Origin of the sequence: Micromonospora sp. NPDC018662, from assembly GCF_044391475.1 — a bacterium.
In the GTDB taxonomy this organism is placed as follows: domain Bacteria; phylum Actinomycetota; class Actinomycetes; order Mycobacteriales; family Micromonosporaceae; genus Micromonospora.
The window spans coordinates 704,192-728,194 of record NZ_JBISAC010000001.1; the positions used below are offsets into that span (position 1 = coordinate 704,192).

25 protein-coding genes are annotated in these 24,003 nt (G+C 73.0%); 17 read left to right on the top strand and 8 right to left on the bottom strand.

Features of this window, described 5'->3' with window-relative positions:
• The first annotated feature begins 39 nt into the window (after positions 1 to 39).
• Positions 40 to 672 carry a GNAT family N-acetyltransferase gene (locus tag ACH495_RS03405; protein WP_396856512.1) on the top strand — a complete coding sequence of 211 codons (633 nt, stop codon included), beginning with the start codon at positions 40 to 42 and terminating at the stop codon, positions 670 to 672.
• On the opposite strand, the gene ACH495_RS03410 is transcribed toward ACH495_RS03405, so the two are convergent.
• Positions 644 to 1,294, bottom strand: coding sequence for a futalosine hydrolase (locus tag ACH495_RS03410; RefSeq protein ID WP_396856137.1), 651 nt, complete (start codon positions 1,292 to 1,294; stop codon positions 644 to 646). The genes ACH495_RS03405 and ACH495_RS03410 overlap by 29 nt on opposite strands.
• Complete coding sequence (locus ACH495_RS03415) at positions 1,291 to 2,964, bottom strand: MFS transporter (RefSeq protein ID WP_396856138.1); 1,674 nt, start codon at positions 2,962 to 2,964, stop codon at positions 1,291 to 1,293. Before ACH495_RS03415 ends, ACH495_RS03410 begins: the two co-directional genes overlap by 4 nt.
• A gap of 65 nt (positions 2,965 to 3,029) precedes the next feature.
• Here ACH495_RS03415 and ACH495_RS03420 point away from each other — a divergent pair, with 65 nt between their 5' ends.
• Complete coding sequence (locus ACH495_RS03420) at positions 3,030 to 3,869, top strand: DUF3027 domain-containing protein (RefSeq protein WP_396856139.1); 840 nt, start codon at positions 3,030 to 3,032, stop codon at positions 3,867 to 3,869.
• Between the two features lie 4 nt (positions 3,870 to 3,873).
• Here ACH495_RS03420 and ACH495_RS03425 read toward each other — a convergent pair whose 3' ends face one another.
• Complete coding sequence (locus ACH495_RS03425; protein WP_396856513.1) at positions 3,874 to 4,089, bottom strand: DUF2530 domain-containing protein; 216 nt, start codon at positions 4,087 to 4,089, stop codon at positions 3,874 to 3,876.
• Positions 4,090 to 4,227: 138 nt separating this feature from the next.
• Between ACH495_RS03425 and ACH495_RS03430 the strand changes: the two genes are divergently transcribed.
• From ACH495_RS03430 to thpR, 5 genes are all read left to right on the top strand, one after another.
• Positions 4,228 to 5,709 carry an NCS2 family permease gene (locus ACH495_RS03430; RefSeq protein WP_396856140.1) on the top strand — a complete coding sequence of 494 codons (1,482 nt, stop codon included), beginning with the start codon at positions 4,228 to 4,230 and terminating at the stop codon, positions 5,707 to 5,709.
• A 61-nt stretch (positions 5,710 to 5,770) separates the two neighbouring features.
• Positions 5,771 to 6,220 (top strand): MarR family winged helix-turn-helix transcriptional regulator, encoded by a 450-nt coding sequence (locus ACH495_RS03435; RefSeq protein WP_396856141.1) that lies wholly within the window; start codon positions 5,771 to 5,773, stop codon positions 6,218 to 6,220.
• A 69-nt stretch (positions 6,221 to 6,289) separates the two neighbouring features.
• A complete protein-coding gene (locus ACH495_RS03440) occupies positions 6,290 to 7,576 on the top strand; it encodes an MFS transporter (protein ID WP_396856142.1) in 1,287 nt (428 codons plus the stop codon).
• Between the two features lie 125 nt (positions 7,577 to 7,701).
• Positions 7,702 to 8,211 carry a hypothetical protein gene (locus ACH495_RS03445; RefSeq protein WP_396856143.1) on the top strand — a complete coding sequence of 170 codons (510 nt, stop codon included), beginning with the start codon at positions 7,702 to 7,704 and terminating at the stop codon, positions 8,209 to 8,211.
• A 4-nt stretch (positions 8,212 to 8,215) separates the two neighbouring features.
• Positions 8,216 to 8,794, top strand: a complete 579-nt coding sequence (thpR, locus tag ACH495_RS03450) for an RNA 2',3'-cyclic phosphodiesterase (protein ID WP_396856144.1) — start codon at positions 8,216 to 8,218, stop codon at positions 8,792 to 8,794.
• A 61-nt stretch (positions 8,795 to 8,855) separates the two neighbouring features.
• Here thpR and ACH495_RS03455 read toward each other — a convergent pair whose 3' ends face one another.
• From ACH495_RS03455 to ACH495_RS03470, 4 genes are all read right to left on the bottom strand, one after another.
• Positions 8,856 to 9,842: an aldo/keto reductase gene (locus ACH495_RS03455; protein ID WP_396856145.1), complete on the bottom strand. Its 987-nt coding sequence runs from the start codon at positions 9,840 to 9,842 to the stop codon at positions 8,856 to 8,858.
• Between the two features lie 70 nt (positions 9,843 to 9,912).
• Positions 9,913 to 11,004, bottom strand: coding sequence for a septation protein SepH (gene sepH, locus ACH495_RS03460; protein WP_396856146.1), 1,092 nt, complete (start codon positions 11,002 to 11,004; stop codon positions 9,913 to 9,915).
• A 188-nt stretch (positions 11,005 to 11,192) separates the two neighbouring features.
• Positions 11,193 to 12,320, bottom strand: coding sequence for a phosphoserine transaminase (serC, locus tag ACH495_RS03465; RefSeq protein WP_396856147.1), 1,128 nt, complete (start codon positions 12,318 to 12,320; stop codon positions 11,193 to 11,195).
• A gap of 259 nt (positions 12,321 to 12,579) precedes the next feature.
• Positions 12,580 to 13,686: a citrate synthase 2 gene (locus ACH495_RS03470; protein ID WP_396856148.1), complete on the bottom strand. Its 1,107-nt coding sequence runs from the start codon at positions 13,684 to 13,686 to the stop codon at positions 12,580 to 12,582.
• Between the two features lie 274 nt (positions 13,687 to 13,960).
• On the opposite strand from ACH495_RS03470, the gene pdxH reads away from it, so the two are divergent.
• From pdxH to ACH495_RS03505, 7 genes are all read left to right on the top strand, one after another.
• Positions 13,961 to 14,590, top strand: coding sequence for a pyridoxamine 5'-phosphate oxidase (gene pdxH, locus ACH495_RS03475; protein ID WP_396856514.1), 630 nt, complete (start codon positions 13,961 to 13,963; stop codon positions 14,588 to 14,590).
• Positions 14,587 to 15,879 carry an MFS transporter gene (locus ACH495_RS03480; RefSeq protein ID WP_396856149.1) on the top strand — a complete coding sequence of 431 codons (1,293 nt, stop codon included), beginning with the start codon at positions 14,587 to 14,589 and terminating at the stop codon, positions 15,877 to 15,879. The genes pdxH and ACH495_RS03480 overlap by 4 nt, the downstream gene beginning before the upstream one ends.
• 15 nt (positions 15,880 to 15,894) lie before the next feature.
• Positions 15,895 to 16,821, top strand: coding sequence for an aldose 1-epimerase family protein (locus ACH495_RS03485; RefSeq protein ID WP_396856150.1), 927 nt, complete (start codon positions 15,895 to 15,897; stop codon positions 16,819 to 16,821).
• A gap of 2 nt (positions 16,822 to 16,823) precedes the next feature.
• A complete protein-coding gene (locus ACH495_RS03490; protein WP_396856515.1) occupies positions 16,824 to 17,426 on the top strand; it encodes a nitroreductase family protein in 603 nt (200 codons plus the stop codon).
• Between the two features lie 55 nt (positions 17,427 to 17,481).
• Positions 17,482 to 17,787 carry a type II toxin-antitoxin system VapB family antitoxin gene (locus ACH495_RS03495; protein ID WP_107154773.1) on the top strand — a complete coding sequence of 102 codons (306 nt, stop codon included), beginning with the start codon at positions 17,482 to 17,484 and terminating at the stop codon, positions 17,785 to 17,787.
• Between the two features lie 4 nt (positions 17,788 to 17,791).
• Positions 17,792 to 18,952, top strand: coding sequence for an acyl-CoA dehydrogenase family protein (locus ACH495_RS03500; RefSeq protein ID WP_396856151.1), 1,161 nt, complete (start codon positions 17,792 to 17,794; stop codon positions 18,950 to 18,952).
• A gap of 99 nt (positions 18,953 to 19,051) precedes the next feature.
• Positions 19,052 to 19,816, top strand: a complete 765-nt coding sequence (locus ACH495_RS03505; RefSeq protein ID WP_396856152.1) for a DUF4230 domain-containing protein — start codon at positions 19,052 to 19,054, stop codon at positions 19,814 to 19,816.
• Between the two features lie 63 nt (positions 19,817 to 19,879).
• Here the strand turns inward: ACH495_RS03505 and ACH495_RS03510 are convergent, their stop codons facing one another.
• Positions 19,880 to 20,083: a PspC domain-containing protein gene (locus ACH495_RS03510; RefSeq protein WP_343443872.1), complete on the bottom strand. Its 204-nt coding sequence runs from the start codon at positions 20,081 to 20,083 to the stop codon at positions 19,880 to 19,882.
• 856 nt (positions 20,084 to 20,939) lie between these two features.
• Between ACH495_RS03510 and ACH495_RS03515 the strand changes: the two genes are divergently transcribed.
• The 3 genes from ACH495_RS03515 to ACH495_RS03525 all read left to right on the top strand — a co-directional run bounded on the left by ACH495_RS03515 (position 20,940) and on the right by ACH495_RS03525 (position 23,947).
• Positions 20,940 to 22,310 carry an L-serine ammonia-lyase gene (locus ACH495_RS03515; RefSeq protein ID WP_396856153.1) on the top strand — a complete coding sequence of 457 codons (1,371 nt, stop codon included), beginning with the start codon at positions 20,940 to 20,942 and terminating at the stop codon, positions 22,308 to 22,310.
• Between the two features lie 65 nt (positions 22,311 to 22,375).
• Positions 22,376 to 23,203, top strand: coding sequence for an ABC transporter permease (locus ACH495_RS03520; protein ID WP_396856154.1), 828 nt, complete (start codon positions 22,376 to 22,378; stop codon positions 23,201 to 23,203).
• Entirely contained in the window at positions 23,204 to 23,947 is a 744-nt protein-coding gene (locus ACH495_RS03525) for an ABC transporter ATP-binding protein (RefSeq protein ID WP_396856155.1), read from the top strand.
• The last annotated feature ends 56 nt before the right edge of the window (positions 23,948 to 24,003 follow it).

The following is a 24,003-nucleotide window of genomic DNA, read 5'->3' on the forward strand; positions in this document are numbered from 1 at the left end:
GCCGTCGAGCTCGGGCCCGGGCATGACACCGGAGCGGGGGTGCCGACCGAACCGGGGCCGGTGCCGCACGACGACCTGCGTGACCAGGCGGGTCGCCGTTATCCCGCGCACCTCGACGTCTGGGAGGTGCATGAGCCACGGGACTGGCCGGGAGCCTGGTGGGCCGAGTGGTATTCGCTGCCGCCGCAGCTGTGGCCGTTGCCGCTGCCGCCGGCCAGCTACCGGCTGAATCGGGACTACCGGGACGAGCGTCGTGAGCGTGAGCGGGTGCGGCGAACGGTGACGGTACGTCGGGTCACCGGCCCGAGCGTGCCGGCCACGGCTTGGCGGTTCGTGGCGGAGCTGCCCGGCGGCGAGCTGATCGGTGAGTTGCGGGCGCACGACGAGAGCCCACACCTGCGATGGGGTGACGGCATGCTTCCGGAGGCACCGGAGACCGTGCTCGACGGCGTGCTGGTCATGGTCGCCTACCGGCGCTTGGGCATCGGCCGGCGTCTCGTCGAGGCGCTGATCGCCGCGCTCGCCGCGAACGGTCCGGTCTGTGTCCGGGCGTTGACCGAGCAGCCGGGAATCGACCTTCTACGCGCGTGCGGGTTCGAGATCGAGCCGAGCCGGCCGGCGGCGATGCGGTTCGACCAGACGGTCAGCGGAGTGCGGCAGCGGCGGTGGTGAGCGCGGTGAACGCCTCGCGCATGCGCCACGCGCCGCGGTCGCGGGGGCCGATCGGGTTCGAGATCGTCCGCAGCTCGGCGAAGGGGACGCCGGCCTGGGCGGCGGCCACGGCGACGCCGTACCCCTCCATGGCCTCGGCCACGGCGTCCGGGTGCTGGTCAGCGAGGGCTGCGGTGCTGGCGGCGGTGCCGGTCACGGTGCTGACCGTGAGCACGGTGCCGACGGTGGCCGCCGGCAGGGCGGCGCGCAGCGTGCCCAGCAGCGTCGCGTCGGCTGGCACGGTGCGGCCGACGCCCAGCAGCTCGGGGGGCATGCCCAGCTCCTCGACCGGGATGAACCCGGCCGGCGACTCGGCACCGAGGTCGGCGGCGACGCTACGGTCGGCCAGTACGGTGCCGCCGACCGCGACCCGGCCGACGAAGCCGCCGGCGATCCCCGCGCTGACCACCGCCCGGAACGGCCGGCCGGCCGCCTCGGCCAGCGCCAGCAGCCGCGCGGTGGCGGCACCGGCGACGGCCGGGCCGACACCTACCGGTCGTACCGTCACGGTCGGGTCGGTGAGGCCGGCGCGGACCGCCTCGGCCTCGGCGGGCACCGCCGTGACCACCAGCAGACCGGTCACGCCACCGGCCCCCGGGGGTCGCGCCGGGTCTCGTCCTCGGCCGCGCCGGGCCCGCCGACCGACGAGGAGGGGCGGTAGATGTGGAAGCCGGGCGGCGCGAGCGCGTCGTCGTCCGGCGGGGGCGAGTCGACCCGCTGCGGGGCCGGCGAGGTGGGCGCCGGGTCGTCGAACGAGGTGACCGGCGGGGCGGCCGGCGGCATCGCCAGCTCGTCGTCGCCCAAAGGCCGGCCACTGCTCAGCTCGTCGTCGCCTAGCGGGCGGCCACTGCTCGGCTCGTCGTCGCCCAAAGGCCGTCCGACCAGGTGCTCGCCGCGCAGGCGGCCGGCGATCAGCACCCCGCGCAGGGCCACCAGGGCGGCCACGCCGGCGGCGACCGCCACCCCGATCAGGCCGGTGAACGGCACCAGCCCCAGCCCGCCGCCGGCCACGAACGCGAGCATCAGCGCGGTCTCCGAGTGCGCGAAGGAGCTGGCCCGCAGCCGCTCCGGGATCCGCTCCTGGATCGAGGCGTCCACCGCCAGCTTGGCGATCCCGCTCATCATCGCGGCCACCAGGCAGAGCAGCGCCACCATGGGCAGCGAGAACTTGATCGTGGCGAGCAGCGCCACGCCGGCCACGATGATCGTGCCGCTGGACTGGATCGCGGTCGGGCGGTGGATGCGCAGCCGGGTGCCCAGCGCGGTGGCCAGGAACGTGCCCACCGCCAGCGCGCCGCCGACCACCCCCAGCGCGGCCTGGGCGCCCAGCTCGCGGCCGAAGAAGTCGGTGGTCAGGTCGCCGGCCTTGATGGCGAAGGCCAGGAAGAGCAGCAGGAAGCCGTAGATCCCGCGCAGCGCCGCGGCCCCGATCAACGTGGCGATCACCAGCCGGCCGGCGGGGCGGCCCCGGCCCAGCGGGCGCTCGCCGTCGCGGCGGCGCATCGCCCGCAGCGGGTGCGGCATCCGCTCCGGCGGCTCCGAGTCGGCCTTCGGCGGCAGCCGGAGCGAGATGACCATGCCGACCAGGAAGATCACCGTGGCGACCCGGAGCGGCCACTGCGGCCCGAACCAGAACGCGGCCAACCCGATCGGGGCGACCAGCGCGCCGGCCACCGTGCCGTAGACGCTGGCCCGCGCGCCGACCTGGGACAACCCCAACCCGTCGGGGAGCAGTCGGGGCACCGCCGCCGACCGGGCCACCCCGTAGGCGCGGGAGAGGGCGAGCACCCCGAACGCCGCCGGGTAGAGCCCGAGACCGCCCATGTAGTCGGAGATCAACCAGGCCAGGAACGCCCGGCCGAGCATGGTGGTGGCCAGCGCGTACCGCCGGCCGTGGCGGAAGTGGTCGAGCAGCGGGCCGACCACCGGGGCGAGCATGGCGAACGGGACCATGGTCACCAGCAGGTAGAGCGCGACCTTGTTGCGTGCCTCGCCGAGCGGCACGTCGAAGAAGATCGTCCCGGCCAGGCCGATGGCGATCAGCGTGTCCCCGGCGCAGGAGAGCGCGTGCAGGTCGAACAGGCGGACCATGCCCACCTCGTTGCCGGCGCTGCGGGCCCGGGCGGTGCCGGCCCGGCGGGTCATCCAGCGCCCGCCGTGCAGCGACCCCCGCAGCAGCAGCCGGGTGGCGCGGATGCCGGTGCCCACGGTCCGCCCGAGAAAGGAGCGGCCGGAGCGGGAGGACAGCGCCATGTGTCCCATCCTCGCCCATCTGCTCCACGCGTGCCGCCTCACCCGGAGAGAACCCGCCGACGGGCATGGGGAACAATGGACAGGTGACCAGGCCCGCCTCCGCCCGCGCTCCCCGGCTCGACCAGGTCTGCGCCGCCGCCGTCGAGGTGGCCCGCGACGCCATCACCGAGGTGGAGCCGACCGACGTCGGCGATCATCTCCAGGCCGTCGCCGAGGGCGACCGGGTCGTCACCCACTACTTCGACTGCCGGATGGCCGGTTACCGCGGCTGGCGCTGGGCCGTCACGGTGACCCGGGTGCCGCGCAGCAAGCACGTCACCATCTGCGAGACCGTGCTGCTGCCCGGCCCGGACGCGATGCTCGCCCCCGGCTGGCTGCCCTGGCAGGAGCGGCTCAAGCCGGGCGACCTGGGTCCGGGCGACCTGCTGCCCACCCCGGCCGACGACGAGCGGCTCGCCCCCGGCTACCTGCTCTCCGACGACCCGGCCGTGGAGGAGACCGCCTGGGAGCTGGGCCTCGGCCGGGCCCGGGTGCTGTCCCGGGAAGGGCGCGCGGAGACCGCCCAGCGGTGGTATGACGGCGACCACGGGCCGGACGCCGCCATCTCGGCCGCCGCGCCGGCCGCCGCGCGCTGCGGCACCTGCGGCTTCTACCTGCCGTTGGCCGGCTCGCTGCGGCTGACCTTCGGGGCGTGCGGCAACTTCTTCGCCCCGGACGACGGTCGGGTGGTGAGCGCCGACCACGGCTGCGGCGCCCACTCGGAGACGCTCGTCGACACCGCCGAGACGCCGGTCGCCGAGCTGCCCACCATCTACGACGACAGCGCGGTCGAGGCGATGTCCGTCGGCCGGGCCCCCGGTGCCGGGGAGGCGGCCGAGCCGGCGGAGCCGTACGCGCACTCCTGACCGGTCAGCGCTGACGCTCGGCGGCCGCCCGACGGCGACGCCGGTTGGCGTCGTGCCGCATCATCGTGGCCAAGCCGGGAAAGCCCCACAGAAAACCGGCGAGGCAGGTCCAGAGCCAGTTCTGGTGCCCGTGCGCGGTGAGCCAGCCCCGGCAGAAGATCAGCAGCACCAGACCGGCCACCGCCCAGGCGATCAGCCCGGCGACGGCGAACGGCACCATCGGCGGGTCGAGCGGCTCCGGCCGCGGCTGTTGCTCCTGGGGCACCGGCCCAGCGTACGTGATCGTTCTTTCCTGTCCGCCGGGTGATCTGGCACGATGCGCGCGACAAGACCGGTTGATCGACAAGATGAGGACCCGATGTCCATTGCCCCGCCGGCGGACCACGGCACACCGCCCGATCCCGCGCACCCGCGCAACGCGTTCGACCGTTTCTTCGAGATCTCCGCCCGCCGGTCCACCACGGGCCGGGAGATCCGCGGTGGCTTCGCCACGTTCTTCACGATGGCGTACATCGTGGTGTTGAACCCGCTGATCCTCGGCGGCGCGGAGGATGCCGACGGGCGCACGCTCGCCATCCCGGCGCTGGCCGCGGCGACCGCGCTGGTCGCCGGCCTGATGACCATCCTGATGGGGGTGGTGGCCCGGTTCCCGATCGCGCTGGCCGCCGGGCTGGGCGTGAACGCGCTGGTGGCCTTCGAGATCGCGCCGCAGATGACCTGGGCGGACGCGATGGGTCTGGTGGTCATCGAGGGTGTGCTGATCGGCATCCTGGTGCTCACCGGGCTGCGCACCGCGGTGTTCCGTTCGGTGCCGACGCAGCTCAAGACCGCGATCGGCGTCGGCATCGGCCTGTTCCTGACCATCATCGGGCTGGTCGACGCCGGGTTCGTCCGGCGGGTGCCGGACGCGGCGAACAGCACGGTGCCGGTCGGGCTGGGCATCAACGGCAAGATCGTCAGTTGGCCGATGCTGGTCTTCGTGGTGGGCCTGCTGATCACCGTGGTGCTGGTGGTACGCCGGGTCCGCGGCGCCATCCTGATCGGCATCCTCGCCTCCACCGTGCTGGCCGTGGTGGTCGAGGCGATCGGCAACATCGGCCCGTCCTTCGTCGACGGCAAGCCGAACCCGAAGGGCTGGGCGCTGAACGTGCCCGAGCTGCCGAAGCAGGTGGTGGACCTGCCGGACCTGTCGCTGCTGGGCAACTTCAACGTGCTGGACTCGTGGACCCGGGTGGGCTGGCTGGTCCCGCTGATGTTCGTCTTCACGCTGCTGATCACGGACTTCTTCGACACCATGGGCACGATGGTCGCGATCGGCCAGGAGGGGGACATGCTCGACGAGCAGGGCACCCCGCCGCGCGCCAAGGAGATCCTGCTGGTCGACTCGATCGCCGCCGCCGCGGGTGGCGCGGCCTCGGTGTCGAGCAACACGTCGTACATCGAGAGCGCGGCCGGGGTCGGCGAGGGTGCCCGGACCGGCGTGGCCAACCTGGTCACCGGCGGCCTGTTCCTGCTGGCCATGTTCCTGGCGCCGCTGTCGGCGATCGTGCCGTTCGAGGCCGCGTCGACGGCGCTGGTGGTGGTCGGCTTCCTGATGATGACGGCGGTCCGGACCATCGACTGGACCGACTACGAGATCGCCATCCCGGCGTTCCTCACCATCGTGCTGATGCCGTTCACCTATTCCATCTCGAACGGCATCGGGGCCGGCGTGATCAGCTACGTGCTGGTGAAGCTGGCGAAGGGCAAGGCCCGGGAGGTCCACCCCCTGCTGTACGGCGTGGCCGCGCTCTTCATCCTCTACTTCCTGCGCGGACCGATCGAGGCCGTGCTGCTCTGACGCTGGTGAGCCTGGTCATAACGCACGTCGTTAGCCAGGCTCATTAGTTAGGCTAACGAGTGTGACGGAGCGGACGGTGACGGCGAGACGCGTGCCACCGGCGCAGCTGGCCCCCCAGCTGCGAGATGCGATCACCCGACTCAACCGGCGGGTCCGACAGGCCCGACCGGTCGGCGACCTCACGGTCACCCAGCTGTCGGCGCTCACCAGCCTCAAGTTGGCGGGTGCCCTCACGCCACGGGAACTGGCCGACGTCGAACGGGTGCAGCCGCCGACGATGACGAAGATCGTCGCGAAGTTGGAGGAGCGCGGCCTCGTGCAGCGCACCCCCCATCCGACCGACGGACGGCAGGTCATCCTGGCGGCGACCGAGGGGGGACGGGCCGTGCTCGACCAGTTCGAGCGCGCCCGCAACGAATGGCTGGCAGGTCGGCTGGCCGCGCTCACCGAGGACGAACGCGACACGCTCCGGCGGGCCGCCGACATCCTCCAGGCGATCGCTCGCGGCTGACCCCGCGTCGCGCGGTCCGCTTCGTCAGTTGTCGATGAGGCGTACCCGACGCGAGGAGGCGCACCTAGAGTGCAGGCCAAGCTGAGCACGATGTTCCAGTCCCTACGAGTCCGCAACTACCGGCTCTTCGCCACCGGGCAGCTGATCAAACTGATCGGCGTCTGGATGATGTTCATCGCCCAGGACTGGCTCGTCCTCGAGCTGAGCGACAACTCCGCCACCGCGCTCGGCGTGGTCACCGCGTTGCAGTTCACCCCCGTACTCCTGCTCACGCTGCTCTCCGGCCGCCTCGCCGACCGGTACGACAAGCGGATGCTGCTCTTCGTCGCCAACGCGTTCTGGACCGTGCTGGCGCTGGGGATGAGCCTGCTGGTGGTCACCGGCGTGGTGCAGCTCTGGCACGTGTTCGCGTTCGCCGCGCTGCTCGGCGTCGCCAACGCGGTCGAGACCCCGGTGCGGCAGGCGTTCGTCTCCGAGCTGGTCGGCGTGACGCTGCTGCCGAACGCGCTCTCGCTCAACGCGGCCGTGTTCAACTCCGCCCGGATCGTCGGCCCCGCCGTCGCCGGCCTGGCCATCGCCGCCTTCGACGTCGGCCCGGTCTTCCTCTTCACCGCGCTCAGCTCCATCGCGCCGCTGGTCAACGTGGTGCGGATGCGCCCCGCCGAACTGCACCGCAAGGACCTGCCGCCGGCCGGCGAACGGGACCAGGCCCGGGTGGTGGACGGCCTGCGCTACGTCGCCCGCCGCCCCGACCTCCTGCTGCCGATGGTCGTCATGTCGGTGATCGGGATGAGCCTGTTCAACTTCCAGCTCACGCTCGCCGCGCTGGCCAAGACCGTGTTCCGGACCGGCGCCGCCTCGTTCGGCCTGTTCAGCACCGCGCTGGCGGTCGGCGCGCTGGTCGGCGCGCTCGCCGGCACCGGCCGGCGCAGCCGGCCCTCGGTCTGGCTGGTGCTGGGCGCGGCGGTCGGCTGCGCCAGCTTCGGCACGCTGGTCGGGCTCGCCCCGGCGTACTGGATGGTGGTGACGCTGCTGCTGCCCACCGGGTTCTTCATGGTCTTCTTCGCCCAGGCCGCCAACCAGCGGGTGCAGCTCGGCGTCGACGCGTCCTTCCGGGGTCGGGTGATGGCGCTGTGGGTGCTGGTGTTCCTGGGCACCAACCCGGTCGGCGCGCCGATCATCGGCTGGACGGCCGAGACGTTCGGTGCCGGGGCGAGCATCTGGATCGGTGGCCTGATCTCGCTGGCCGCCGCGCTGCTGGCGCTCACCTGGCAGTTGCGCCGCTCCGGCGCCCGACTGCGGCTGCGGATGCTGCCGATGCCCCGCTTCTACGTGGTGTCCCCCGGGGCCGAGTGAAAGGCGGGGCCCCCTGTTAACGCATTCTGTATAGGAGGGGGCCCCGCTTAACGCCCCCCGCACCCGTACCGGCCGGTTTCGGCAAACGGGTGGCGGGGGTGGTCGGCAGGGCTTAGCGTCGATGTGTGGGATTGGGGCAGGGGCTGCTGCTGGCGCTGGCGATCCTCGCCGTCTGCTGCCTGCCCGCCCTGTTCGCGCTGGTCTTCTGCGCCGACGAGATCATCGACCGGCTCGCCTGCGGGTGGGCCGAGTGGCTGGAGCAGCGCCGTGAGCGCCGCACCATCGCCCGGCTCGACCGCGCCATCGAGGCCGAGGCGCTGACCCGCGACATCGACCTGACCGAGTTCGAGCGGGAGGGCCGCCGCCCGTTGGAGCAGCTCGCCACCGACCTGCGCCGGCTCGGCGGCCACCGGCTGGCCGCCGCCGACCGCTCGGTGGTGTGGCACGGCGCGGTCATCGAGGCGTACGACGAGCGGCTGCGCGCCGCCTGCCACGCCCTCGGCATCGCCGAGCACCTGGCCGAGCTGAACGGCGTCGACCGGGAGATCGAACGGGTCCGCGTCGAAGGGTTGCTGCACGCCGCCGGGCTGACACTGCCGGCGGCCCGGGCGGCGCACCACCAGCGGCATCGCTGACCGGGTGCGGCTCTTCGCGGCGATCTACCCGCCCCCGGCGGCGGTCACCGACCTGGCGGCGCGGGTCGCCGCGCTTCGGGTCGGCCGCGCGTCCGCCGCCGGCGTGCCCGTCCGGCTCGCCGACCCGGCCCACCTCCACCTCACGCTGGCGTTCCTCGGTGAGGTGCCGGACGACGGGCTGGTCGACGTGGAGAGCACGCTGGGGCTGGCCGCGGAGTCGTTCCGGGCCGGCCGGGGCAGCTCACCGCGGCTGCGCCTGGGCGGTGGGGGCAGCTTCGGGCAGGGCCGGTCCACCGTGCTCTGGGTGGACGTGCGCGGCGAGACGGAGGCGCTGGACACGCTCGCCCGCCTGATCCGCGACGGCCTGCGCCGGGCCGGGCTGCCGCACGACGAGAAGCCGTTCCGGGCCCACCTGACCATCGCCCGCCCCGGCGACCGCGTCGACCCCGCCGACGTGCACGCCGACCGGGAGACGCTGCACGAGTACGCCGGCCCGGAGTGGCCGGCCGACGAGTTGGTGCTGGTCCGCAGCCACCTCGGCCCCAGCCCGCACCACACCCGCCTCGCCGCCTGGCCGCTCTGACGTTTGTTAAGAGGGGGCCCCGCCTATGCAGAATGCGTTAAGCGGGGGCCCCTCCTTACGCCTACCAGGCCCAGGCTTCGGGGCCGGGGCCGCCGTTGCCGACGGGCGGGAACAGCTCGTCGAGGCGGGTCAGGGTGGACTCGTCCAGGTCGACGTCGAACGCGCCGAGGTTGCGGTCGAGCTGGTCCAGGGTGCGCGGACCGACGATCGGGGCGGTCACGCCCGGCCGGGACAGCAACCAGGCCAGCGCCACGTCCGCCGGGTCGTGGCCGAGGTCCGCGCAGAGCTTCTCGTACGCCTCGATGGTGCTCCGGTGCTCGGCCAGCGCGTCGGCCGCGCGGCCGGCGGTGCCGCGCGCCGCGCTGCCCTCGGCCATCTTCCGGATGATCCCGGAGAGCAGCCCACCGTGCAGCGGCGACCAGGGGATGATGCCCAGCCCGTAGTGCTGCGCGGCCGGGATGACCTCCAGCTCGACGTGCCGGGTGAGCAGGTTGTAGATGCTCTGCTCGGAGACGAGACCGAGGAAGTTGCGCCGGCCGGCCGCGGCCTGCGCCTGGGCGATGTGCCAGCCGGCGAAGTTGGACGACCCGACGTAGAGCACCTTGCCCTGCGCGACCAGCGTCTCCATCGCCTGCCAGATCTCCTCCCACGGCGTGGTCCGGGAGACGTGGTGCATCTGGTAGAGGTCGATGGTGTCGGTCTGGAGTCGCCGCAGCGAATCCTCGCAGGCCCGCACGATGTGCCGGGCGCTCAGGCCCTGGTCGTTGGGCCACTCGCTCATCTTGCCGTAGACCTTGGTGGCCAGGACGACCTTGTCCCGCCGCCCGCCGCCCTGCGCGAACCAGCGGCCGACGATCTGCTCGGTGATGCCCTCACCGAGCTTCCAGCCGTAGACGTTCGCGGTGTCGAAGAAGTTGATCCCGTGCTCCAGCGCCCGGTCCATGATGGCGAAGCTGTCCGGCTCGTTCGTCTGCGGCCCGAAGTTCATGGTGCCGAGGCAGAGCCGGCTCACCGACAGGCCGGTGCGTCCCAGGTTCGTGTACTCCATGGGTCCACCCTGGCACGCGGACACTTCGAGTGCCTCACTTCGCGTGGGCGTTCCAGGGTGGACCGGTGGATCAGGAGGACTCGCGGGCCGCCGGGCCGCTGCCGAAGAGGACATCGTCCCAGCTCGGCAGCCGCTTGCGCGGCTTGCCGCCGGCCTCGCCGGACTCGGTGCCGGAACCGCCGGACGCCGGCGGGTTGCCGGTGCGCCGGGGTCGGAGCACGGCCAGTGACGGCACGGCCGGGATCTCCTTCGGCGCGTCCGAGTCGTCGTCGAACGCCGAACCCTGCCCGCCGCCGAGCAGCGCGGCGGCACCCCCGGCGACCGCCCGCTGCCGGGGCGCGTCGGAACCGGCCAGCGCGGCCGGGGAACGGGTGTCGAGCCCCCGGCCGGACGTGCCGCCGAGCGGCCGGTCCAGCGAGGCGAGCAGCGCGTCCCGGCCGGCGCGGATCGGGTCGCGCCCCGGCCGGGCCTGCTCGACGCCGGACGGCAGACCGTGCCCGCCGCCCCGGTTCGGCTCGCCGCGCGACGGGCCGGGCAGCGCGTGGCCGCCCCGCTCGGGCGCCGGCTCCTGGCCGAGGATCGGCGTGGGCCGCTCGGCGCAGAGGTATTGCGCCATGTCGTCGTGCGCGACGACGTTCTGCCGGGACTTGTCGAGATCCCACACCGCCTGGGCGGTGGCCTTGCCGGACGGCCAGGTGGCGATGATCCGCCAGGTGCCGTCGTCGCGGCGGTAGGCGTCCCAGGAGATCTTCTCGGTGTCGATGCCGTGCTGGGCCAGCCGGCCGTTGACCACCTCGGCCAGCGGGGTCGGCTTCTCGGCACCCTTGAGCCGGGTGCGGCGGGCGTGCTGGGCGAGCATGGCCCGCTCCTGGAGCACCGGGCCGGCGTAGCGCAGCACACGGTCGACCGGCACGCCGGCGATGCGGGCGACGTCCTCAGCGGACTCGCCGGAACGGATCCGGGCCTGGATGTCGCGCGGGGACAGCGACGGCGTGGGATCGGTGGAGGCCGGCACCACCGCGAGCGGGGGCGCGCCCGGCTCGGCGTGCAGCACCGAGGCCACGCGCTCGTCGATCGGAAGCGCGAGCAGGCGGCCCACCTCGTCGGTGAGCACCAGGGCCTGGCCGTCCTCGGAAAGGGCGACGAAGCGTACTGGGCGCATGGGCTTGCCTCCGTCCCGCTTCGCTGGCCGTCACGCCACGAGCCGGCCACCCGGGCGTCCCCACCACCGTACGCTCATCTACCCGACGATGGGGACTGCGACACCCCGGCATGTCGCGACTGAGCTGCGGCGATGATCACGGTGGGTGGCCGCCGGAGCCCCGACGACCACCCTCCGTGACGGCGTGATCAGAGTCGCTCGACCACGTAGTCGATGGACGCGGTGAGCGCCTCGACGTCGGCCGGCTCGACGGCCGGGAAGAGCGCGACCCGGAGCTGGTTGCGGCCGAGCTTGCGGTAGGGCTCGGTGTCGACGATGCCGTTGGCGCGCAGCGCCTTCGCGATCGCGGTGGCGTCCACCCCGTCGGCGAAGTCGACGGTGGCGACCACGTTGGAGCGCAGCGCCGGGTCCGCCACGAACGGGGTGGCGAACGACGAGCGCTCGGCCCAGCCGTACACGATGCCGGCGCTCTCGGCGGTGCGCTTGGCCGCCCAGGCCAGCCCGCCCTGGGAGTTCATCCAGTCGGTCTGCTCGGCGGCCAGGAAGATGGTGGCCAGCGCCGGCGTGTTGTAGGTCTGCTCCAGCCGCGAGTTGTCGATCGCGGTGACCAGGTCCAGGAAGGCCGGGATGTAGCGGCCCGAGGACTTGATCTCGGTGGCCCGGGCGAGCGCGGCCGGCGACATCAGCGCCAGCCAGAGGCCGCCGTCGGAGCCGAAGCACTTCTGCGGGGCGAAGTAGTAGACGTCGGTCTCGGCGACGTCGACGTCCAGCCCGCCGGCGCCGGACGTGGCGTCGACCAGCAGCAGCGAGCCCTCGTCGGCGCCCGGCACCCGGCTGATCGGCACCGCCACACCGGTGGAGGTCTCGTTGTGCGGGGTGGCGTAGACGTCCACGCCGGCCTCGGCGACCAGGGCCGGCGCGCTGCCCGCCTCGGACTTGCGGACGGTCGGCTCACCCAGGAACGGCGCGTCCTTGACCGACTTGGCGAACTTCGCGCCGAACTCGCCGAAGCTGGCGAACTGGGCCCGGTCGCGGACCAGGCCGAACGTGGCGACCTCCCAGAACGCGGTGGTGCCACCGTTGCCGATGATCACCTCGTAGCCCTCGGGGAGGGAGAAGAACTCGGCGATGCCCCGGCGCAGCCGGGCGACCTCGTCGCGGACCGTCTTCTGCCGGTGCGACGTGCCCAGGTAGCTGGTGGCGACGTCGGCGAGCGCGGAGACCGCCGCCGGACGGACCTTGGACGGGCCGCAGCCGAAACGGCCGTCGGCGGGCTTGAGGTCGTCGGGAATCCGGATGGTCGGTGCGTCAGCCACGGTTGTCTCGATCCTTCCGCATGGGCGAGGGCGGGCCCTTCCTGCGGGCGCGGACCGACGACCGGCTCGTGCGCCGGGCGCACGGGGCGGCCGGGATCCGAACCCGGCCGGCAGCGCTGCCGGCCTTCATCCTCGCACCCGCCCGGCCGGCACCACCCGCTGGTCCCACCCCTCGTGCTGAGGCGTACGCCACAGCGCGGGCGTTAAGAAGGGGCCCCGCCTATGCCGAAAGCGTTAAGCGGGGCCCCCTCCTTACACCTCAGACGCCGTGCGGGATGGCGTCCCAGCCCTCGACCTGCTGCGGCTTGCGGGTGCCCGGGCCGACGTAGGTGGCGGACGGGCGGACCAGCCGGTTCAGCTTCTTCTGCTCCAGGATGTGCGCGGACCAGCCGCCCATCCGGGCGCAGGTGAACATCGAGGTGAACATGTGCGCCGGCACCTCGGCGAAGTCCAGCACCACGGCCGACCAGAACTCGACGTTGGTGGCGAGGACGCGGTCCGGGCGGCGGGCCTGCAACTCGGCCAGGGCGGCCTTCTCCAGCGCCTCGGCGACCTCGAAGCGCGGTGCGCCCAGCTCCTTGGCGGTGCGCCGGAGCACGCGGGCGCGCGGGTCCTCGGCCCGGTAGACCCGGTGACCGAAGCCCATCAGCCGCTCGCCGCGGTCGAGCACGCCCTTGACGTACCCCTCGGCGTCGCCGCTGCGCTCGACCGCCTCCAGCATGCTGAGCACCCGGGACGGCGCGCCGCCGTGCAGCGGGCCGGAGAGGGCGCCGATGCCGGAGGAGATGCAGGCCGCGGCGTCGGCGCCGGTGGAGGCCACGATCCGGGCGGTGAAGGTGGAGGCGTTCAGGCCGTGCTCGGCGGCCGAGATGAAGTACGCGTCGACGGCCTTGACGTGCCGCGGGTCGGGCTCGCCACGCCAGCGCTTCATGAAGCGCTCGACGATCGTCTCCGCCTTGTCGATCTCCTTCTGCGGCACCGCCGGCAGGCCCAGCCCGCGCGCCGACTGGGCGACGAAGGACAGCGCGGTGACCGACACCCGGGCCAGGTCCTCGCGGGCCTGGGCGTCGGAGATGTCGAGGAGCTGGTCGAGCCCCCAGTAGGGGGCCAGCATGGCGACCGCGGACTGCACGTCGACGCGGATGTCGCCGGAGTGCACCGGCACCGGGAACGGCTCGGCCGGCGGCAGGCCGGGGCCGAACCGGCCGTCCACCAGCAGCGCCCAGACGTTGCCGAAGGAGACCTGGCCGATCAGATCCTCGATGTCCACGCCCCGGTAGCGCAGCGATCCGCCCGCGCGGTCGGGCTCGGCGATCTGGGTCTCGAAGGCTACGACGCCCTCCAGGCCCGGCTTGAAATCGGACATGTCGTCTCCTGGCTTCCGGCTCGGTGCGCCCGGCGGGCTGGTCCAGCCCCGCAGCTCAGGCGACCCTCGAGAGGATGTGGTTCGGAACATCTTGACCGATGGGTAACCGGCTGCGCGACCCGCAGCCACTGTGCGCCACACGACATCCCCGCCGGTGGACGCGGGTGCGGACAGGAGAAGACTAGGCGCCGGGGCCTGGCCAGCGTCGGGGGACGCCGGTACGCCCGGGAGAGGAACGGCGAGAGTGACAGGCGACACACCCGCTCCGGCCGGCATGCGTAACGAGTACGCCGCCGACCTGGGCCTGACCGAGACGGACCTGGCGCCGGACTGGCACACCCAGTTCGCCCGCTGGTTCGCCGACGCGGTGGCCCATCCGCTGCCCGAGCCGAACGCGATGGTGGTCGGCACCGCCGACGACCAGGGCCGGCCCAGCGGACGCACCGTGCTGCTCAAGGGCTACGACGCGGAGGGCTTCGTCTTCTACACCAACCACCGCTCGCGCAAGGGCGTCGAGGTGACCGCCAATCCGTGGGCCAGCCTGGTCTTCCCCTGGTTCCCGATGCAGCGGCAGGTGACCGTCACCGGTCGGGTGGCGCACGTCGACCGGGCGGAGACCGAGGCGTACTTCGCCAGCCGGCCGCGCGGCTCGCAGCTCGGCGCGTGGGCCAGCACCCAGTCGGCGGTGGTGCCGGACCGGGCGGCGCTGGACGCGGCGTACCGGGCGGCGGCGGAGCGGTTCACCGACGTGGAGCCGATCCCCGCGCCACCGCACTGGGGCGGGTTCCGGGTCCACCCGGAGACGGTGGAGTTCTGGCAGGGCCGGGCCGGCCGGCTGCACGACCGGCTGCGGTTCCGGCGTACCGCCGACGGGGTCTGGGTCGTCGAGCGGCTCGCGCCGTGACGGAGGTCACCAAGGCCCGGTCGCGCGGACCGCGCCGCTGGGCGATCGACCTGCGCCCGTTGGGGGTGCCCGCCTACCGGCGGGTGTGGCTGGGCAACGCGGTGGCGATGTTCGGCTTCCAGTTCACCGCCGTGGCGGTGCCGGTGGAGATGTTCGACCTGACCGGCGGCTCGTTCTGGGTGGGGCTGCTGGGCGTCGCCGGGTTCGTGCCGCTGCTGGTCTTCGGGCTCTGGGGCGGCGCGGTCGCCGACGCCCGGGACCGGCGGCGGGTGCTGCTCGCGGCCGGCACGCTGCTCTGGGCGGCGACGCTCGGCCTGCTGGTGCAGTCGCTGGTCGGCGCGCGCAGCCCGGTGCTGCTCCTGCTGCTGGTGGGCGTGCAGGCGGTGGCGTTCGCGATCACCTCGCCGGCCCGCAGCGCGATCCTGCCCCGGCTGGTGCCGGCCGAGCTGGTGCCGGCCGCGACCACGCTGAACTACACCACGTTCACCGCCGCCGCGGTCGCCGGTCCGCTGGCCGCCGGGCTGATCTTCGCCACCTGGCGGGTCGACGCGGCGCTGCCCGTCGCGTACGGGCTGGACGCGCTGCTGTTCACCGTGTCGCTCTGGGCCACGCTGCGGCTGCCGGCGATGCCGCCCGAGCCGGACCCGGACGGCGGCGTCCGCAAGGCCGGGCTGAGCAGCATCGTCGACGGGTTCCGCTATCTGGCCACCACACCGGTGCTGCTGCTCTCGTTCGCCATCGACCTGATCGCGATGATCCTGGCCATGCCGCGGGCGCTCTTCCCGGAGCTGGCCCAGGACCGCTTCGGCGGGGGCGCGGCCGTCGGCTGGCTCTACAGCGCCATCGCCATCGGCGCGATGGTCGGCGGCCTCACCTCCGGCTGGATCGGCCGGGTGCGCCGGCAGGGGCTGGCGCTCACCGTGGCGGTGGTCGGCTGGGGCGTGGCGATCGCGCTCGCCGGGCTGGCCGGCCGGCTCTGGCTGGCGGTGCTGCTGCTCGGCGTGGCCGGCGCCGCCGACCTGGTCAGCGCCACGCTGCGGCAGTCGATGCTGCTGGTGTACGCGCCGGACCGGATGCGCGGCCGGCTCCAAGGCGTGAACACCGTGGTGGTGGCCGGTGGCCCGCGCCTGGGCGACCTGCGGGCCGGCGCGACGGCCGCCGGCTTCGGCACCGGTGTCGCCATGGTCGGTGGTGGTCTCGCCGCCGCCGTGCTGGCGGTGCTGCTGGTCGCGGCGTTCCCGGCGCTGCTCCGCTATCGCGCCACCACTGCCACCGAGAACCGTCGGTGACGGTAGGGTCGCCGAATGGGGATCGACGAGCGGGCACCGTCCGGAACACAGTGGACCATCTCCGCCGACGGCCACGAGGCCGTCGTGGTGGAGGTCGGCGGCGGGTTGCGGGCCTACCGGCACGACGGGGTGGACTACCTCGACGGGTACGCCGAGGACGAGCTCAGCCCCGGCTCGGCCGGGCACGTGCTGGCGCCCTGGCCGAACCGGATCCGGGACGGCGCCTACACGTTCGGGGACCGCTCGCTCCAGCTCGACCTGACCGAGCCGGAGCGGCACAACGCGCTGCACGGCCTGGTCAACTGGGTCCGGTGGGAGCTGGTCGAGCAGTCGCCGGCGAGCGTGACGCTCGGCTACGACCTGCCGCCCACCCCGGGCTACCCGTGGGCGCTGCGGCTGCGCAGCCGGTGGAGCGTCGGCCCGGACGGCCTGCGCGCCGAGCACGAGGTGACGAACCTGTCCGTCGAGCCGGCGCCGTTCGGTTTCTCCGTGCACCCCTACTTCCAGCTCCCCAAGGTGGGCGTGGACGAGCTGCTGCTGCGCGTGCCGGGGCGCAACCGGGTGCTGCTGGACGGCCGGCTGCTGCCGGTGGGCGCCACCGCGGTGGCCGGCACCGAATACGACTTCACCGCGCCCCGGCCGATCGGCGACCTGGTGCTCGACCTGGCCTTCGGCGACGTCGAGCGGGACGCCGACGGCGGCTCGGCGGTGACGCTCGGCGCGCCGGACGGCTCGTCCGGGCTGGCGATCTGGGCGGATCGCGAGTTCGGCTGGTGGCAGGTGTTCACCGGGGACACGCTCGGCGGTGAGCGGCACCGCCGCTCGGTCGCGGTGGAGCCGATGACCTGCCCGCCGGACGCGTTCCGGTCCGGCCGGGACGTGATCACGCTGGACGCCGGGCAGACGTGGCGCGGCGCCTGGGGCGTCCGGCCGGGCCGCTGAGCGTGGAGTTCGCCGAGGTCGTCCGGCGTCGCCGGATGGTCCGCAACTACGACCCGGACCGGCCGGTGCCGCCCGACGTGGTGGACCGCCTGCTGGCGCACGCGGTCCGGGCCCCGTCGGCCGGGTTCGCGCAGGGCTGGGGCTTCCTGGTGCTGGAGGACCCGGCGGACCGGGCGCGGTTCTGGGCGGCCACCACACCGGACGGCGGCGGTCGGGAACGCTGGCTGGCCGGGATGCGCCGGGCCCCGCTGATCGTGGTGCCGCACGCCAACCGGGACGCCTACCTGGACCGGTACGCCGAGCCGGACAAGGGCTGGGCGGACCGCGCCGAGGACCGCTGGCCGGTCCCCTACTGGTACGTGGACACCGGCTTCGCGGCGCTGCTGATGCTGCTCACCGCCGTGGACGAGGGGCTGGGCGCCTGTTTCTTCGGCATCCCGCCGCAACGCGTCGGGGCGTACCGGGACGCGTTCGGGGTGCCGCCGGAACTGCATCCGATCGGCGCCGTCACCATTGGTTATCGAGCCGTCGACCACCGGTCACCGTCACTGCGCCGGGGGCGACGCCCGGTGGATGATGTGGTCCGGCGGGGGCGGTGGAGCTGAGCGGTTAGGCTGGCAGCCACATCGTCAGCCCGGCCTTGGGGGAGGAGAGCACGCGGTGATCTTCAGGGCGGTCCGGGACGGGCGTCCCTACCCGGAGCACAACTTCACACTGAAGCAGTGGGCCGAGATCCCACCGCGTCCACTGCGGCTGGCCGAGCTCATCACCACCAAGCGGGAGCTGGCGCTGGACAAGCTGCTCGCCGAGGATTCCACCTTCTACGGCGACCTCTTCCCGCACGTGGTGCAGTGGAACGGCGGCCTCTACCTGGAGGACGGCCTGCACCGGGCGTTGCGCGCGGCGTTGCAGCAGCGCAACCAGATCCATGCCCGGGTGCTGGTCCTCGGCGACCAGGGCGAGTGACGCCGTGACCGCTCTCGACCTGCTCGACCTCGACGCCTCGCTGAGCGACGAGGAGCGGCAGATCCGCGCCGTCGTGCGCCAGCTCGTGGCCGACCGGGTCCGCCCGCACGTCGCCGGATGGTACGAGGACGGCGACGTGCCGGCCCGCGAGCTGGCCCGCGAGTTCGGCAAGCTGGGCCTGCTCGGCATGCACCTGACCGGGTACGGCTGCCCCGGCGCGTCGGCAGTCGCGTACGGGCTGGCCTGCCTGGAGCTGGAGGCCGGCGACTCCGGCGTCCGCTCGTTGGTGTCGGTGCAGGGCTCGCTGGCCATGTACGCCATCTGGCGCTTCGGCAGCGAGGAGCAGAAGCAGCGCTGGCTGCCGGCCATGGCGACCGGCGACGCGATCGGCTGCTTCGGGCTGACCGAGCCGGACCACGGCTCCGACCCGGCCTCGATGGCCACCCGGGCCCGCCGCGACGGCGACGACTGGCTGCTCACCGGCGGCAAGATGTGGATCACCAATGCGCCGATCGCCGACGTCGCGGTGATCTGGGCCCGCACCGACGACGGCGTGCGGGGTTTCGCCGTACCCATGGACACGCCGGGTGTGACGGCGCGCGAGATCCGGCACAAGATGTCGCTGCGCGCATCGCTGACCGGCGAGATCACGCTCGACGACGTGCGGCTGCCGGCGGACGCGCAACTGCCCGGCGCCACCAGCCTGAAGGCGCCGCTGAGCTGCCTGACCGAGGCCCGGCACGGCATCGTCTGGGGCGCGCTCGGCGCGGCCCGCGACTGCCTGGAGACCGCCCTGGAGTACGCGACCACCCGCACCCAGTTCGGCCGGCCGCTGGCCGGCTTCCAGCTCACCCAGGCCAAGCTCGCCGACATGGCGGTGGAGTGGAACAAGGGGCTGCTGCTGGCGCTGCATTTGGGCCGGCTCGCCGACGCCGGGAAGCTGCGGCCCGAGCAGGTGAGCGTGGGCAAGCTGAACAACGTCCGGGAGGCGCTGGCCATCGCCCGGCAGTGCCGCACCATCCTCGGCGCGAACGGCGTCTCGGGGGAATATCCGATCATGCGGCACGCCAACAACCTGGAGAGCGTGCTCACCTACGAGGGCACCTCGGAAATCCACCAGCTCGTCATCGGCCAGCGGCTGACCGGGCTGTCCGCGTTCGCCTGACCTGCGGTTCCACCCGATCATGGCACTCGGCGAGCGGCTGTCGCACGGTGCCCGTACCGTCATTGTCAGTCGATGTGTCGGACGAGGACGGTGAGGGCGATGGCCCGCGACGGTGACACCCAGCAGCCCACCAGGGAGTTCCCGGAATACCCGACCAGCGAGTCCCTGCACGACCGCGCGGACGCCCCGCCCGAGGTCGGGCCGGGCGCCCGGCCACCGGTCGGTGGGCCGGCGCGCGGCCTGCTCTGGGTGCTCGGCGCGGCGGCACTGGCGGTGGTGGTGCTGCTCGGCGTGCAGGCGACCGGTCTGCTGCCCGACTTCCGCAACCCGTTCGCCAAGGAGCAGACCGACCGCAGCCAGCCGCCGCTGCTCAAGTCGATTCGCGACCTGAGCCGCTACGTCGCTGCGGAAGGCAACTTCCAGGTGGTGGTCGACGTGCAGAAGGACCGGCGCAACGTGCCCGACTTCCTGCTCAACGAGCGCACGCTCTTCGTCGGGGCGGGCCGGGTCGAGGCGTACGTCGACTTCTCGAAGATCGCCGACGGGGCGGTGGTGGCCTCCGACGACGGCAAGTCCGTCGAGATCAAGCTGCCCGCGCCGCAGCTCGGCGAGACCGACCTGGACATGGACAAGAGCTACGTCTTCGCCGAGGAGCGCGGTCTGATCAACCGGCTCAACGACCTGGTGGCCGGTGACCCCAACCGGCAGCAGCAGGTCTACAAGCTGGCCGAGGACCGGATCACCGCGGCGGCCCGGGACAGCGGGCTCGCCGCCCGGGCGCAGGAGAACACCCGCAAGATGCTGGAGGGCCTGCTGCGCTCCCTCGGCTACCAGAACGTGACAGTCACCTACACGGCGCCCTGACCTCGGGTCACGCGGCCCGACCGCCCCGCCCCGGCCGGCTCCGGCCGGGGCGGACGCGTCGGGTCAGCGGGTGGCGAGGTGGCGGTCCTCGTTCGGCATCAGCACCCAGAGGATCAGGTAGACGATCACCTGGGTGCCGGGCAGCAGCAGCGACAGCAGGAACAGCAGCCGGACCATGCCGGCCGACATGCCGAACCGCCGTCCCAGGCCGGCACAGACGCCGGCGATCATGCGCCCCTCACGGGGCCGGACCAGTTTGCGACTCATCGTCGTCTCCCACTTCTGCGGCGATCCGCCGCGCTGATTCCACGGTAGAAAGGGGTGCGCGCCGCGCCCTCGGCCCCGAGGAGGATCGGCGACCCGGGCACCCGTAGGTGCTTACCCCCGCGCACCCCTCCCGACGCGTCCACCGGCGTCCACCGGCGTCCACCGGCGTCCACCGGCGTCCACCGGCGTCCACCGGCGTCCACCGATGTCTGCCGATGTCCCGGCGGGTGAGCGGCCACCCCCGATCCGCTCGCCGCTGCACCATCCCCGCTCCGCTTCCCGCCCGCCTGCCCGCCTAGCTCCCGCTCCGGTTCCCGCCCGCCCGCCTGGCTCCCGCTCCGGTTCCTCGTCTCGTCCAGCTCCTGCTCCCGGCCGCCCTGCTCCCGGCCGCCCTGCTCCCGACCTTCCGCTTCGCCCCGCCTCCTCCGCCTCCCGCCCCGGTCGCTTCCGGCCCCTGCTTCCTGCTTCGTCGATCTTGGAGTTACGGCGCCACGGGCACTTCAAGACAGTTCGACTGCATGATGAGATTAATCTTCCGGTATATGAGAGACGTGAAGATCTTGGAAGGAAAGTGCCCCTGGAGGGGCCGTTTGGTTCCAAGATCTCGGAGCCGGGAGCCGGGAGCCGGGAGCCGGGAGCCGGGAGCCGGGAGCCGGGAGCCGGGAGCCGGGAGCCGGGAGCCGGGAGCCGGGAGCCGGGAGTGGGGCGGGGTGGGGACGGGTATTGAGCTGGGCGGGTAGGCTCGCCGGTCGGGCGCCCCCACCCCGGGCGCCGCGCCACCGGCCCGTCGAGCGGGCACGTGGCAGACACCGGTTCGGATCCGCACAACGGGGACGACGGCGAGGAAAGTGCAGCCATGATCAGTGTTTTCGACCTCTTCAGCGTCGGTGTCGGGCCGTCCAGCTCGCACACCGTCGGGCCGATGCGGGCCGCCCGTACGTTCGTGGGTGGCCTGAAGGCCGACGGGCAGCTCGCCGACGTGGCCCGGGTGCAGGCGGAGCTGTTCGGCTCGCTCGGCGCCACCGGCCACGGCCACGGCAGCGACCGGGCGGTGCTGCTCGGGCTGGAGGGCGAGGCCCCGGAGAGGGTCGACACCGACTCGGTCGGTGAGCGGGTCGCGCGGATCCGGGCGGAACGGCGGCTCAGCCTGCTGGGCAGCCAGGAGGTCGACTTCGACCCGGACCGGGACCTGGTGCTGCACCGCCGGCGCTCGCTGCCGTACCACCCGAACGGGATGACGTTCGCGGCGTTCGACGCGGCCGGGAACGAGGTACGGACGCGGACCTACTACTCGGTCGGCGGCGGGTTCGTGGTGGACGAGGCGGCGGCCGGGGCGGACCGGATCAAGCCGGACAGCACCCGGGTCCGGCATCCGTTCCTCACCGGGGCGGAGCTGCTGGCGGTCACCACGGAGACCGGCCTGTCGATCAGCGAGGTGATGCTTGCCAACGAGGTGTCCTGGCGCAGCGAGGCGGACGTCCGCACCGGGCTGCTGGACATCTGGCGGGTGATGCGGGAGTGCGTGGAGAGCGGCTGCACCCGTGACGGCGTACTCCCGGGTGGGTTGAAGGTCCGCCGTCGCGCCGCCGAGCTGCGGCGCGGCCTGGAGGCGGAGACCGGCGCGGACGACCCGCTGCGCGCGATGGACTGGGTGACGTTGTTCGCGCTCGCGGTCAACGAGGAGAACGCGGCCGGCGGGCGGGTGGTCACCGCGCCGACGAACGGCGCCGCCGGGATCATCCCGGCCGTGCTGCACTACTACACCCGCTTCGTGCCGGGCGCGTCCGACGAGGGCGTGGTCCGGTTCCTGCTGGCGGCCGGCGCGATCGGCGTGCTGTTCAAGGAGAACGCCTCGATCTCCGGTGCCGAGGTCGGCTGCCAGGGTGAGGTCGGCTCGGCGTGTTCGATGGCGGCGGCCGGGCTGGCCGAGGCGCTGGGCGGTACGCCGGAGCAGGTGGAGAACGCGGCCGAGATCGGCATGGAGCACAACCTGGGGTTGACCTGCGACCCGGTGGGTGGGCTGGTGCAGATCCCGTGCATCGAGCGCAACGCGGTGGCCAGCATCAAGGCGATCACCGCGGCCCGGCTGGCGCTGCGCGGCGACGGCGTGCACCACGTGTCGCTGGACAAGGTCATCAAGACCATGCGGGAGACCGGCGCGGACATGAAGGTCAAGTACAAGGAGACGGCGCGGGGCGGCCTCGCGGTCAACGTGATCGAGTGTTGACCCTCGTTGGGGTGACCACTCGCTGACGGCCGCCACGCCAGCAGGAAGAGGGCGACGATGGGCCGGTGACATCAGGCGTTGCGGCGCTCTGGTCCGCCCGCACCTCGCTGCGCATCCTGGTCCGGCGGGATCTCGCGGTGAAGTACCAGCAGTCGGTGCTCGGCTACCTCTGGTCGCTCATCGAGCCGCTCGGCATGGGCCTGATCTACTGGTTCGTCTTCGGCGTGCTCTACTCCGGCGCGACCCGGCGGCACCTGGGTGAGGCGGCCGGGTCGTACCCGCTGTTCCTGATCACCGGGATCTTCGCCTGGATGTGGGCCAGTTCGGCGCTGACCGAGGCGGCCGGCGCGTTGACCGGGCAGGCGCGGCTGATCACCACGATGAACCTGCCGCGGCCGATCTTCCCGATCGGCCGGGTGGCCGGCCGGTTCGCCGAGTACCTGGCCGGCCTGCCGATCCTGGTCGCCATCGCGGCGCTCTACGCGGCCCACGGGAAGATCCACCCGGGTTGGAACCTGCTCGCCCTGCCGTTGGCGGTGGCCGTGCAGTTCGTGCTGCTGGTGGGGCTGGCGCTGCTGCTGTCGGCGGGCAACGTGCTGATGCGCGACATCGAGCGGACCATGCGGCTGATCATCCGGTTGCTGTTCTACGCCACCCCGATCATCTATCCGTTCAACCTGGTCCGGGACTCCGCCATGCCGGGCTGGCTGAAGCTCGCGTACGAGCTGAACCCGCTGGTCGGGATCTTCCAACTGCACCACGCGGTCTGGTACCCGGACGAGTTCCCGGACGCCCGGCTGCTCACCGTGACGGTGGCCGGCAGCGTGCTGGTGCTGGTGTTCGGCTGGTGGGCGTTCCGCCGCCTGGAACCGGCCGTGTTGAAGGAACTCTGAGTGGCCCCGATCATCGAGGCGGACGGGCTCGGCATCCGGTTCGTGCGCAACCGACGCCGGCAGTTGCGGCTGCGGGAGCTGATCGTGCACCGGGGCGCACGCGACCCGGACGCCGGCCGGTTCTGGCCGCTGCGCGACCTGTCGTTCCGGATCGAGCCGGGCGAGACGGTCGGCGTGGTGGGACGCAACGGCACCGGCAAGAGCACGCTGCTGCGACTGATCGCCGGGGTGCTCATCCCGGACGAGGGTCGGATCTCGGTGCACGGCCGGGTGGCGCCGCTGCTGGAACTCTCCGCCGGGTTCTCCGGTGACCTGACCGGCCGGGAGAACCTGTACCTGGTGGGCGGGCTGCACGGGCTCTCCTCGGCGTACCTGCGGCGGCACTTCGACGAGATCGTCTCGTTCGCCGGTGAGCAGGTGGAACGCGCCATCGACACGTCGGTGCGGCACTACTCGTCGGGGATGAAGGTGCGGCTGGGCTTCGCGGTGATCGCGCACCTGCCGCACCCGGTGTTGTTGGTGGACGAGGTGACCGCGGTCGGGGACGCGGAGTTCCGCGCGAAGTGCTATGCGACCATCGAGCGACTTCTCGCGGAAGGACGCACGTTGGTGCTGGTGTCACACAACGACAAGGACCTCACCCGGTTCTGCCGTCGGGGGCTCTACCTCGACGCCGGACGGCTGATCGTCGACGGGACGATCGACGAGGCGCTGGCTGCCTACGCCGACGCGGCGCAGCGGTGACGCTCGCGATCGTGCTCGCCGCCGGGCCGGCGGCGGGCCACCCGACCGACCCGACC